This is a genomic window from Blastopirellula retiformator (assembly GCF_007859755.1).
Classification (GTDB): domain Bacteria; phylum Planctomycetota; class Planctomycetia; order Pirellulales; family Pirellulaceae; genus Blastopirellula; species Blastopirellula retiformator.
Genome location: NZ_SJPF01000001.1, coordinates 885501 through 898908, shown reverse-complemented (window position 1 = coordinate 898908; position 13408 = coordinate 885501). Strand labels below are relative to the sequence as shown.

The 13408-nt window shown below is 60.7% G+C and carries 7 protein-coding genes; 1 reads left to right on the top strand and 6 read right to left on the bottom strand.

The window, feature by feature from the left end:
* Positions 1–54: 54 nt before the first annotated feature.
* The 6 genes from Enr8_RS25710 to Enr8_RS03630 all read right to left on the bottom strand — a co-directional run bounded on the left by Enr8_RS25710 (position 55) and on the right by Enr8_RS03630 (position 11286).
* Complete coding sequence (locus Enr8_RS25710) at positions 55–2592, bottom strand: phosphate ABC transporter permease PstA (RefSeq protein ID WP_222434790.1); 2538 nt, start codon at positions 2590–2592, stop codon at positions 55–57.
* Positions 2589–5285, bottom strand: coding sequence for an ABC transporter permease subunit (locus Enr8_RS03650; RefSeq protein ID WP_222434789.1), 2697 nt, complete (start codon positions 5283–5285; stop codon positions 2589–2591). Before Enr8_RS03650 ends, Enr8_RS25710 begins: the two co-directional genes overlap by 4 nt.
* Positions 5286–5402: 117 nt before the next feature.
* Positions 5403–6371: a PstS family phosphate ABC transporter substrate-binding protein gene (locus tag Enr8_RS03645; protein ID WP_146429245.1), complete on the bottom strand. Its 969-nt coding sequence runs from the start codon at positions 6369–6371 to the stop codon at positions 5403–5405.
* A gap of 290 nt (positions 6372–6661) precedes the next feature.
* Entirely contained in the window at positions 6662–8458 is a 1797-nt protein-coding gene (locus Enr8_RS03640) for a hypothetical protein (RefSeq protein ID WP_146429244.1), read from the bottom strand.
* Positions 8442–9758 (bottom strand): DUF1501 domain-containing protein, encoded by a 1317-nt coding sequence (locus Enr8_RS03635; RefSeq protein ID WP_246119934.1) that lies wholly within the window; start codon positions 9756–9758, stop codon positions 8442–8444. Before Enr8_RS03635 ends, Enr8_RS03640 begins: the two co-directional genes overlap by 17 nt.
* Positions 9759–9771: 13 nt before the next feature.
* Positions 9772–11286 (bottom strand): DUF1549 and DUF1553 domain-containing protein, encoded by a 1515-nt coding sequence (locus Enr8_RS03630; RefSeq protein WP_186767412.1) that lies wholly within the window; start codon positions 11284–11286, stop codon positions 9772–9774.
* 221 nt (positions 11287–11507) lie between these two features.
* Between Enr8_RS03630 and Enr8_RS03625 the strand changes: the two genes are divergently transcribed.
* Positions 11508–13388: a heavy metal translocating P-type ATPase gene (locus Enr8_RS03625; protein ID WP_146429241.1), complete on the top strand. Its 1881-nt coding sequence runs from the start codon at positions 11508–11510 to the stop codon at positions 13386–13388.
* The last annotated feature ends 20 nt before the right edge of the window (positions 13389–13408 follow it).

The following is a 13408-nucleotide window of genomic DNA, read 5'->3' as shown; positions in this document are numbered from 1 at the left end:
TTTCTCAATTTCGCGTTGCGTCGACATTGTACTGCATGATCTCCGCACGGAGGACTAAAACTGTCCCGGCTGGAATCGCCGCCGCAAGCGAGCGCGAAGCCAGATCGCCGACAGGTTCAACAGGGCGATCACGGCGATCAACAACAAAGTCGTGGTGTAAACCATCGGCTTGGCCGCTTCGCTGTTTTGGCTTTGAAAACCTAAATCGTAGATGTGAAAACCAAGATGCATAAAGCTGCGATCAAAATGCAAAAACGGCGGCGAAAGGTCGATCGGCAACTCGGGAGCCAGTTTCAACACGCCGACCAACATCAGCGGCGCCACTTCGCCGGCGCCGCGGGCCATCGCCAAGATCATGCCGGTCATAATCCCCGGCAACGCATGGGGCAGCACAATCCGCCAGATCGTCTGCCACTTGCTGGCGCCACAGCCGTACGAACCTTCACGCAGCGAGTTCGGCACCGCCGCCAACGCCTCTTCGGTCGCGACAATCACCACCGGCAAGGTCAACAGCGCCAGCGTAATGCTGGCCCACGCCAGACAGCCTTTGCCGAACACCGGGTTGGGCAGATGCGAGGTGAAGAAGCCGTTGAACTCCGGCGTCGTCGCCAGCGCCGTGACGAAAGCGCCGGTCGCCGCAATCCACAGCAGCAGCGCGATCTTACCGAGCCACATGTTGCGGCCGCCGGTCAACTGCCGGCGATTGCCGACAGCGTACATCGACATCATAAACGCGCCGCACGCGGTCGCCGCCAACACGCCCAGCAGCAAGTACCACCGCGACGAGGACATCACCGGCAAGTCGGCGTTCTCTGGGCCGCCGTCGATATAACGTCCGACGTTGCCGATCAAAAAGGCGAAACCAAACACGCCAAAGACGATGCTCGGCACCCCGGCCAAGTTGTTGATGCTGATTCGAATCGCGCTGACGATCGGGCCGGGCTTGGCGAACTCGCGCAAGTAGAGCGCCGCCAACACGCCGAACGGCACCACGATGATCGACATGATCATCGTCATCGCGACCGTCCCCCAGATCGCCGGAAAGACGCCCCCTTCCGAGTTCGCTTCTCGCGGGTCGTCCATCAGAAACTCGCCCCACCGCGACAGGTAAACGCCCATCTGCCCGGACAGGCTCAACCGGTTGGCGGGAAAGGCCCGTACGATCTCGGCCAGCGGAATGTCTTTGTCGATCTCCTGCGCGGTCTGCATGTGCAGCACGTAGCGATCGTTCTCTTCGTTCAGCTGGCGGATCTTTTGCTGCAAGGCGACCGTTCGTTCGGTCGACTCTTTGCGGATCTTCAGGAAGTTGTCGACGGCCGCCTGCGTCGAGGGAGGCATGTCGGCGACGACCCCTTCGATTTCCGCGATTCGTTTTTTTGGCTCGGCTTGCTGATCGGCCAGATCGGACGCCAGTCCTTGAACGATCTCGGCGGCGAACTTGGCCAACGGCGAATCGGCGCCCGAGCGTTTCTCGATCTGCTTCAAGATCGCTTTGTTCTTCTCGCCGATCTCTTCGAGCGTGGCGACTTGTCCCTGCAGCCGCGACAGTTCGTTCGCCAGTTCGACGACAAAGACGCCGGGGTGGGCGATCTCCTCGTCCCGCAGCGACAACCGGGCGGTCTCTTCTTCGCCGTTGACCTCGCCAACCTCAAACTCTTCGATCTCTTTGCGGCGATGCGATCGGCTGATCACTTCGTCATGAAACTCGTTGTATTTCTCCCACGCCGCCTCGGGACCGACCGACGCTTGCACGATGCCGACAATATTCTCTTCGGCCGAGTTGACGTCGGCCAGCGGTTTCTCGGGGCCGGTTTTCCCCTGGGCCCGCAGTTCCCCTTCCAGCGACTTTTTCTCAGCGATGAACGCGTCGATATTGGCCGCTTGAACCTTGGCCAGCTCCTGCTCGACCGGGGAAAGCGCCTCTTTCAGCTGCGCCGATTGATCGGCGTCGCTGATGCGATACATGTTGGCTTGAATCAGTTGGACGATCTCTTCCAACTGCTCTTCGTCCGCCGAGATCGGACGCTGATGACTCAGCTTGAACTCGACCGGCATGCCGTAGAAACGCCCCCACGACAGACGCTCGATCACCATCGCCCATTCCGGCAGTTCCGCCTCGGGCTGAACCATCTCGAACTCGTTGACCGTGTGGTAATGCGTCCCTTCACGGTCGAAGTTGGAGATGATGTCGAAGTTGCCGGTACGGTATTGCCGCCGCTCAACTTCGACCGGTACGCTGCCCGCTTCTTCAAACTTTTGCAGCGCGAGCTCGCGAGCCTTTTTCAGCTCCGGGGGAAACGAGTTGATCAGCTGTTCGGTCAGATCAAACTTTTCGACGCCGGCCGCTTCTCCCAAATAGACGGCGCCATCGACCGTTTCGACCTGGTACAACCGCCCCGGCCAGAAGGTCCGCATGCCGTTGTAAACGACCAGCGACAGCAGGCCAAAGATCATCAGCAAGCAAAGCGCCAGCGAACCGCCGGTCAACCAGACCATCGGCTCTCCCTGGGCCAGCAGCGAAAGCCCCGGCTTCGAGACGTGCCCCCGTTTCTCGCGCGGCGACGCCGGCTTTTTCTTCTTCGGCGAGGTCATAGTTGGTACGCTCGTTTACGGAAACGCAGCCGCACGATTTCGGCCGCGGTATTGATCAAAAAGGTGATGACGAACAGCACCAGGGCCGCCGCAAACAACATCCGGAAGTGCGTGCTGTTCTCGACCGCCTCCGGCAGTTCGATCGCGATGGTCGCACTGAGCGTGCGGAACCCGCTGAAGATGTTCCAATCGGTCACCGGCGTATTGCCCCCGGCCATCAGCACGATCATCGTCTCGCCGACGACGCGGCCCAGGCCAATCATCAAGGCCGAAAAGAGCCCGCTCATCGCGGTCGGAATCACCACACGCACGGTCGTCTGCCACGGCGTCGCGCCGCAGCCAAGCGAAGCGGAACGCAGATGCTTTGGCACGGTGGCCAACGCATCGTCCGCGATCGTGTAAATAATCGGAATCACCGCGAAGCCCATCACGAACCCAACGACAAACGAGTTTCGCTGAGCATAGCTGTCGACGAACGTCCCCCGCGGATCCCACGGCAGAGCGCCAAACCAGGTCGGCGCCCAGTACAGCAGCGAAGATACGCCCCACGCCACCAGGAAGGTCATCAACACTAGCGCGGCAAACTTGGCGAAGCTCATCAGCGCAAACTGCGGGCGACTCCACTTCACCGCGTGAGCCCGCAGATAAGGATTGATCACCATGCCATTGAGGAAGAACGCCCCCAAACCGCCGAGCGGAATCATGAGCATCACCCAACCGACGACGCCGTTGCCATCTCCATTGAGCCACGATTTGACGTTACCTTCAAAGGCGAGATGGTCGACCCACGGCGCCAGTTGGAACGACACAAACAACCCCAGGAACAGGACCGGCACCATGAACCAGAGTCGCCAATCTTCCAAAATCAAGCCAATCCGCCGCGGCATCAGCTGCCACAGCATCGCCGCTGTGATGAAGGTCAGCGGAACCGCGACGATCGTCGTCAAAAAGAAGGGCAAGAACGATTCGACCACCGGGGCGAAGACGATCGCCGCCAAGAACCCGAGCACCACGCTCGGCAGGCTGGCCATCATCTCGACCGTCGGTTTGACGAACGTCCGAACTTTGTACGTGGTGAACTCGCTGGTGTAGATCGCCGCCAACAGGGCGATCGGCGCCCCGAACAACATCGAGTAGAAGGTCGCCTTCAGCGTGCCGGAGATCAGCGGGTAGAGGCCCAGCTTCATTTCCGGTTCAACGCCGGCCGACGAGCTTTGCCAGATCTGCCGTGGTTGCGGATAGCCTTCATACCAAACCGGCAAGATCGCCGTGGCGATGCTGATCTCGGGATGGCGAGGGTCGAAGTTCCACAGCGACAAACCGTTTTCCGACTCGACCAACAGGCCGTCATCCTTCGGCGTGATCATCGCGCTGACGACCGGCACGTCGCCAGGGAGATGGCGATCGAGCACCAACAGTTCGGTCGTCATTTGATAGACGCGAAACCGCCCCGATTCATAACCGACCGCCAGCATGCGGCTTCGTTCGGAGGCCCGCATCGAAACGATCTTTTCGCCCGGAGCCGACTCTAACTCATGCACGCGTACCAACGTAAAACCATCGCCGGTCTTGCGCTCTTGCAACTGGGGATCGTCGGTCTCGGCGGTGCGAACCAAAAACCAGCCGCTCGCTCCTCCATCGCTATCGCCGACAAAGACGGTCTCGCGCCCCAGGATGAAGTCGCAGACGGTCAGCTCGGCGTCGGTGTCGGGCAACAGGTCGACCTTCTCGACCGGCGAAAGCACAAAGCCCGAACCATCCTCGGCGTTCTGACGGACCAGGCGTACCATCTGGCCCGATTTCCAGGCCAGGAAGACGTCGTTACCGCGAGCCGTTTGCAACAGGAAGTTGGGGCGTTCTCCCTGGATATCGGCGATATCGAGTTCGATCGTTTCATTGTTCAGCGTGACGTCGCCGGTAAGGAAGTCTTCCTCTTCCGCGACGATGCCATATCGCAGCTTGCCGTCAGCCGAGTAGGCGACGTACTTGCGATCTTCTTTCGAGAGACTAACGGCGTTGCCGCCACCGCCCGGTTCCGGCACATGATCTAGCAGCAAGATCGCCTTGTCGGAAACCTGCAGCGGCTCCATGGCGTTGGTGGTAAGCAGTTGCAGACGGTACTGACCTTGCGACGTCAGTTCGATGACGCCGGTCTCGTTGTCGCTGGGCTTGAAGGTGGCGCGCTCGCCAGGCTTCATCCCCTGAAATTCTTCTGGGGCGTCGACAACGTCGATAAACGAGGTCTTGAAGTCGACGCTGGCGAATTGAATGGTACCGTCGAGAAAGCCGAGCAACACGCCGCCGCGGCCAACGGAAGTCGAAATCGCCGAGAGTTGCTTGTCGGCAAAGAGCTGCGTTTCGGCGAGCTTCTCGCCATTGTCGACGCGGAACGTCTCAAGTCGACCATCGTCGAACAAGACCCAACCAATCGTGCGGTACTCGTCGACCGCCAGATGGACCGGTTTGGCCGATCCCCAGTGGGTCTCGCGAGTGACTTCGTCCGAGATCGAGGCCGGCAAGCCGAGCGGCGCGACCCGAGCGACCAACACGACGAAGACCGCCATCACGGCGACGATCGTCCCGATGCCGCCCACCGTGATCACAAATTCCGACAGCACGTCGGCGACGGCGACCGTCCATCGCGTTTTCATACGTCGACGGCGGCCGGAGAAACTCTTTTCGTCTTGCGACATGGGGCTGGGCTAGTCCGGCGGGAGTCTCGAGATGGTCGAGACGCTGGAAAGAGAAAAACGCGCCGCCACTTCCAAACGAAGCGGCGACGCGGCGATAACCTTCGCGAATGGCGGCGACTAGTTCGCTTTCAAGATCAAGTCGAGCTGCCGTTGGGCGACCTTCGCGTTGAGCGGCAGGTAACCGTCTTTGACGACCGCTTCCTGACCTTCTTTGCTGAAGATGTACTTAATGAACTCCAAGCGGAGCGGATCAAGCTTCGTGCCCGGTTTGTGGTTGACGCTCAGGTAGAGAAAACGCGACAGCGGGTAGCTGCTGACCGTTTCCAGCGACGGCTCAACGTACTCGTCGCCCGACTTCGACAGCGGCACGACGCGGACGGCGGCGGTCCTATAACCGATGCCGCTGTAGCCGATGCCGGCGACGTCGTTGGCGACGCCCTGGATCACGGCCGAGCTGCCCGGCTGCTCTTTGACCGAGGTCTTGTAGTCACCCTTCGCCAAGGCGTTTGCTTTGAAATAACCGTAGGTGCCGGAAGCCGAGTTGCGACCATACAGGCTGATCGCACGGTTGGCCCAGGCGCCCTGCAGATCCAGCTGGCCCCAAGTGGCGATGTCTTCGCCGCCGCTCTTGCGCGTGCTGCTAAACATGTCATCGAGTTGCTGCAGCGACAGCCCCTTGATCGGGTTGTCTTTGTGAACGAAGACCGCCAGCATGTCGATCGACGTGCCGAGCTGGGTCGGTTTGTAGCCAAACTTCTTTTCAAAGGCGTCGATTTCGTCCGCTTTCATCGGGCGGCTCATCGGGCCGAACGTCGCGGTCCCCTTGGTCAGTGCGGCCGGAGCGGTCGACGAACCCTTGCCTTCAATTTCGATCGTCACGCCTGGGTAGAACTTCTGAAAACCTTCAGCCCACAGAGTCATCAGGTTGTTCATGGTGTCGGAACCCATGCTGCTGATGTTTCCGTTGACGCCTTGAACCGGCTTGTAAGACGGCAAGGCAGGGTCGACTTGGACTTGCGCCGAGGCGGCAAGCGGGGCGGCCAACGCCAAAGCGGCGACCATGAAGATGTTCCGGGAACGGTTCATTGTGGGTGCTTCCCTCTGATAAATGTCACAATTCTAAAATCCCCTGGGGTCTCTCCACCTGTGGCGGACGCCCAGAAGCGACCCGCTATCATGACGCAAAAAAGTTAAGATTAGATTAAGAAGCCGTGAACAAGCGTTAAAAACGTTCTCCGCAACTTTGACGAAACCCAAGGTGCAGCAATCACTAATGCTTGTGGAATACGATAAGAAGTCGTAAAGCCTCAAAGAATGTTTTATTAAGAACTCGTGAGCAAACGCCGCTCGGCGGCATCTTCCCAAGGTAGCAAAGTTTAGATCGACTCAGTCGCCACTTCAACCACCGACAGCAGCCCGTCCCCATCCCGGTCAAGCCGCTCAAATTGCCCCTGATTCCCTAAAAACTCGGCCCAACTAACGTCACCATCCCCGTTGAAGTCCATCCCCTGATGCCAATCCGGTCGCCCCTCAACCGACGCCTGGGCGACGCGGGCCGGCATCGTCGAGCCGTCTCGCTCTCCCCCCCGATAGACAACCAATCCGCCAAACGCGGGGAATTCGTCAAAACCGACCCGGCTGTCCCCATTCTGGTCGAGTTGAGCCAGCCGCTGACTCGCCCCCCGTAATTCCCGCACCGCCAGCCGGCCATCGCCGTTTTGATCGAGTGCGGCGAACAACGGATCAATCACGGCGGTTCGCTGCACCCGAATCTGGCAAGCCTTCACCAAGTCGATGTTGGTCAGCGCCGTTTGCAGTTCGGCCAGCGTCACCTGACCATCTTCATCCGAGTCGACCATCGCAAAGGTCAGCTGCTGGGCCAGATTCGGTGGGAACTCTTCTTCGTCGAGATAGTTGTTCTTGTCGCGATCGTTCAGCGAGAGCGCATTCCTGGCCCGCATTCCGGCAAGCGTCGATTCCTCACCGCCATCCGCTACTTCGGTAGCGACCTCAATATCGTCAACCGCATGAATCACCAGTCGCCCGGTTCCGTCGACCAGGGCGCGACTCTCCACGAACTCGGTCCCCTGCAGTTCGCACTGCGCGCCATCAACGAGAGAGACCTTGTAGAACGCCTCCCCTTCCCGCCGGGCGCCGTAACGAATCTCGATCGTCGCACTCGGCGGCAAATCGGCAATCCGCTCGATCTCGCGATACTCGAGATAACCATCCTGATCTTCGTCGACCATCGCCAACGGTGAGTCCTCGCCAAAGACGATCGCCACTTCGACTGACGAACCAAAGTTGTAGATCGTCTCGATCGACCGCAATACATTCGGCCACGACGTATTCTCATCCAGGACGAACGCCCCTTGCTCGCCGCGCCAATCGTCGGCGCCAGACATCCCCATCATTGCATTTCGGGGCGGAGCCAGTTCGGCGGCCGAGACGATCCCATCGGCATCGGCGTCGCGAGCCTCGAGCAGTTCGGTCGCTGCAGCGATCTCGTCAGCCGACAGTCGCATGTCGCCATTGCGATCAAGAACCTGGAGCGTGTTGGAAGTTTCGCGACTATGCCGAAAAGAAGCGTGAGCGCGGGGATCGACCGAGAACTCGCGGGCTTTGCCCCGGTTGCGCGTCAACAGCCGCGGCGTCTCTTCGGCGTCGACCCAACCGTTGCGATTGACGTCATACAACTTGATCAGCCGGGCCCGCTCCATCGGATTGGAGAAAGAGAGACTGCCGAACTGCCCTCGGTTGAAGCTCGGATTATCAGCCAATTCTTCCCAGGTCGCGACGCCGTCTCCATCGGTGTCGGCCATGGCGAGCACCTTCTCCGTCAGAACCTCGAGCGCTTCCTCAAACGGACGCCCATCGATCCACAGATAGACGTCCAACAACAGCGGTTGTCGATCGGCCATCACCAACAGTTTTTGCGGCTGAAGAGGTTTGGCGGGCGGCGTCTCCTCAACTGGTTCTGCTGGCATCTCGGCCACGACCGGAGTTTCGTCGGGCATAGGCTCGACGACCGCCGCTTCTTCCTGTTCTGGCTCGATCTGCGGAATCGTCGTATTGGCTGGCGGCGGCAGATCATGCGGCAGGCTGGGCCGACAACCGCCCAGCGCGATAAGCGTCAGCAGAACGCAACCAAGTTGCCTACGAAAGTAAAGCACGGATCGGCGCCCCCTCGCTGATCTTGATCGGTCGCGCCAGCGGCGAGATATTCTCGGTCGCCGGGTCGACGCCAACCGCGGCACACAACGTGGCGATCAGCTCGGTCACATCGGTCTTGCCGTCAACCACCTCTTCGCCTCCGTCGCTGGTCGCGCCGTAAGCTTGACCGCCGGCGATGCCGCCTCCGGCCAAGACGCAGCTCCACGCGTCGGGAAAGTGATCGCGTCCCGCGTTGCCGTTGATCACCGGCGTACGGCCGAACTCGCCCATCCACAGAATCGTCGTCGACTCGAGCAGGCCTCGCTCGCCTAGCTCACGCATCAACGTCGACCAACCTTGATCAAGCTCTTCCGACAAGCGTTTCACGCCGGCGAAGTTGGCTTGATGCGTATCCCAACCCAGCCCATCTCCACCATGCGTCACTTCGACAAAGGGCACTCCTCGCTCGATCAGTCGCCGGGCAATCAAACAGCCTTGGCCGAAACGCCCGTTCCCATACGAGGCACGCACCGCGTCTTCCTCTTGGTGCAGATCAAAGGCGTCCGCCGCTTCCGGATTCATCATCCGTACCGCGCGGCGAAAGACGGTATCGTGCGACTTGGGCGCCGCCGCATCGCGCTCGGCGAGAAACGCCTCTTGCTGTCCCCGCCATAATTTCATCCGTGCATCGGCGCGTTCCGGCGAGACCTCGCCGGGCAGCGTCAGATAGTCGACGCCCAGATCAACCGGCCCGGCCGGCTCGCCATCCGCAGCCGGCGGTCCATAGGTCGCTCGTTGACCAACGGTGGTCGCCGCATATTTTGACCCCAGAAACCCGCCGCTGATCGCCGCCTGGCTGAGTGCCGAATTGGGATTCACAGCGACAAAGTTCGGCAAGTCGGCCTGCGGGTCTCCCAACGCTTTGGAGAGCGCCGCCCCAATCGCCGGATAGCGTAGCGGACCGCCGGGACGTTCGCCCGTATGCATCAGATAGGCGCCGCGCTGATGGTCCCCTTCCTTGGTGCTCATGCCGCGCACAATCGCCAGGCGATTGGCCTGTTTGGCCAACAGCGGCAGATGCTCGCTGATCTTCAATCCCGGGACGCTGGTTGCGATCTCTTTGTACTCGCCGCCGTTGGCATGCCCCGGCTTCAGATCAAAGGTATCCATCTGGCTCGGCCCGCCCGACATCCAAAGTACGATGCAACGCCGTTTGTTCGCCTGCTTCGCGGCGGCCTGCACGAGCGTCGGCAACCACGCACAACTTGCGGCGCCCACCATCGCCTGCTGTAGAAATCGTCTGCGATCGATTCCGGCCATCGTCATTCTCTTGTTAGTGATTCAGCATGAATTCGGCGCTGGCGGCGACCGCCCACAGCAAGTCGCCAAGCGCTTCATTCTTTTCATTGGGGGAAGCGGCGGCCAGGTAATCGCCAAACCGCTTTCGTTCCGCTTCGGTCGGTCGCCGCGAATAGGCGGCCAGCGTGATCAGCTCGACCCGCTGCTCATCGCTAAAGAACGGCGCCTGGAGCGACTTCAGAAAGCCGCTCGTCGCCGGCGCGGTCGCCAGCGAAACTGGCGGGCCATTCATCAGCGCCAGCGCTTGCGGAGCCCCGGTTTCAAAGTCCGTTCGATCGAGCGACACGGTACGCATCCGGGCGACAAACTGCAACCGCTGTTGCGACTGATCGAATGACTGGCCCGGCCCGATAGGATTGGCGACATCTTCTTTGACCAACCCCAGCCGCAGCACGCTGTCGTACAGTTGCTCTGGAGACAACGATTTGATCGCCATGCCGGCGAATAGCTCGGGCCGCTGACCATCCACGCTTTGACTGCTACGCGCGTAAGCGTCAGAGAGCGCAATCGTCCGCAGCAATTGCCGCAGGTCGAAACCGGACTCGACGAAGTAGGTCGTCAACTCATCCATCAACTCGGGATGGCTCGGCGGGTTGATCGGCGAGAGATCGTCGACCGGCTCGACCAAGCCCCGTCCGAACAAATGCGACCAGGCCCAATTGACCGCTCGCCGAGCGGTGTAGGGATTGTCGCGGGCAACCATCCAGACCGCCAGCTTCTGCCGCCGCGAACCGCCGAAGCGATCGCTCGGCGCACCCCCGCCAGGATAGAGCGGCGAGACCGTCTCGTCCGATTCAGGAATCTTCACCTCGCCTGACTTGCGATCGCGCAGCGACAGCCGCCCCATGTTTTCGTTTTGTCGCTCGACCTGAGCGAAGAAAGCGGCATAGCCCCAAAAGTCGTGCTGCTTCCAAGAGTCGAACGGATGATCGTGGCACTCGGCGCATTGGATGTGCAGTCCCAAAAAGATCCGCGACGTCTCGGCCGCCAATTGCTCTGGCTTCAGATCGAGAGCGTCGTAAAAGTAGACCGGGCCATCTTGCTGATTACTGGCGGTGATGAACTGCTCGACGATGCGGTCGTAGCGGGCATTGTCAGAAAACTGCTCCCGCAGCCAGGCTTGCAGGGCGAATTGGTTTTGAAGCTGCTGAAAATCTTCGGTCGGCTTCAAGATCACCTCGCGCCAAGTACTGGCCATGTGCGAGGCGAACGCCGGCGACGCCAACAACCGATCAATCAGCTGTCGCCGCTTGTCGGGTGAACTATCGGCCAAGTAGTCGCGGGTAATCGCGACCGGCGGGATCGCGCCGTTCAGATCAAGGTAAGCGCGGCGGAGAAACTCGCCATCGTCAGCCAGCGGCGGCGGCTCAACGCCTTCCGCCTGTAGTCGCTCGCCTAGCAGCTGGTCAATTCGCGCCGTCATCTGGGCGAAGCGGGTCGGCGAATCTTCAGCCCAGGCCGGTGTTGCCAGACACAACGAAGACCACATCGCCAAGCAAAGAAGCGAACGGTATACCATGACGCAACGATTGGGATAGAGGAGAAAAGGTGCGACACTCCCGCATTCTAGCGGATCATGCTGCGCATGCGAACGAAAAGAGGGTATTTTCTCCCCCCGCCCGATAGCGACCAGCGCCGCCGCAAACCTTGGTAGTTCGCTAGACTAAAGCGGACATTTCCCCAAAAACGCCCGCGACAAGACCTGCATTCATGAACGCGTCCCCTCCACCGACATCCTTCTGGCAGCAGGTTTGGCAGCGGCGACAATGGGCAATCGCCGTGCTGGCGATTCTTGGCATCGCCCTCCATTTGTGCTTACGTTTTGCGGTCCACGCCGAGCCGTCGACATTTAACCTGCCTCTCTGGATCACGCTCGCGGTGGGCGGCATCCCACTGATCCTGGAACTGCTTGATAAGGTCATCCACCTCGAGTTTGGCGCCGACCTGCTGGCTGGCATCTCGATCGTCGCATCGGCAATTTTGGGAGAATACCTGGCCGGGGCGATTGTGGTGCTGATGCTTTCGGGGGGCGAAGCGCTGGAGTCGCTGGCTGTCGGCCGGGCTTCGGCCGTCTTGCAAGCGCTGGCCAAGCGACTCCCTGCGGTCGCCCACCGCCAAAACGGCGACCAATTGGAAGACGTCGCCGTCGACGCCATCAAGATCGACGACGTCCTGGTGATCTTGCCGCACGAAGTCTGCCCAGTCGACGGCGTCGTCATCGCAGGGCATAGCGTCATGGACGAGTCGTACCTGACCGGCGAGCCCTACATGATGTCAAAAACGCCCGGCGTCAGCGTCATGTCGGGCGCGGTCAATGGCGACGGGGCGCTTACCATTAAGGCCGAACGTCAGGCGATCGACTCGCGCTACGCGAAAATCATGGAAGTGATGCAAAAGGCGGAGCAGCAGCGCCCCCGCATGCGCCGCCTGGCCGATCAACTTGGCGCGTTCTACACGCCGCTGGCCCTACTGGTCGCCGGGATCGCGTGGTACGCCAGCGGCGATGCGACCCGGTTTTTGGCAGTAATCGTGGTCGCTACCCCCTGCCCTTTGCTGATCGCGATCCCGGTGGCGATCATCGGCTCAATTTCGCTGGCGGCTCAGATGGGAATCATCGTCCGCATCCCCGCGGCGCTGGAAGGAATCGATCGCTGCCGTACGGTCATCTTCGACAAGACCGGAACGCTAACCTATGGCGCTCCGCGCATTTACCAGCAGTGGAACGCCGACGATGCGGAAGCGATGGAGACGTTGGCCCTGGTTGCCAGTCTAGAGCGATATTCCAAGCACCCGCTCGCCGAGGCGATCCAGCAAGAGGCGGAAGCGGCGGAGATCGCGACCTACGAAGTGGCCAAAGTGAACGAGCGACCTGGCGAAGGGATGCGCGGCATCGTGCATGGCCGCGAGGTCTGGGTCACCAGCCGCAAGCTGTTGCTGCAGCGTGATCCCAGCGCCACTTTGCCCGAGCAGCAAGGGGGGCTGGAATGCGTCATCCTGGTCGACGGCAAGTTGGCGGCGGTTTACTTTTTCCGCGATGCGCCGCGCCGGGAGGGGAAAAGGTTCATCGACCACTTGGGCCCGCAGCATCATATCGAGAAGCTGATGCTGGTCACCGGCGACCGAGAATCGGAAGCGAAGTTCCTGGCCGAGCAGGTCGGCATCACCGAGGTCCATTTCAATCAGACGCCGGAAGAGAAGCTCGAGTTGGTTCGCCGCGAGACCGCCGCCGCTGACACCCTGTTTGTAGGTGACGGCATCAATGACGCTCCGGCCTTGGCGACCGCCACGGTCGGCGTGGCGTTTGGCCAAAATAGCGACGTCACTACCGAAGCGGCGGCGGTCGTGGTGCTCGACAGTTCGCTCGAAACGGTCGATAAACTGCTGCACATCGGTCGCCGCATGCGCCGCATCGCCCTGCAAAGCGCCATCGGCGGGATCGCGATGAGCATGCTGGGGATGCTGATCGCCGCGGCTGGATGGCTGCCGCCGGTCGCTGGGGCGATCTCGCAAGAGGTGATCGATGTGGTGGTCGTGCTCAACGCGTTGCGGGCGGCGTTTCCTCCCCACGAGTTGACCGACTACGATAAATAGCAGTTCTATCCCCTCTTCGC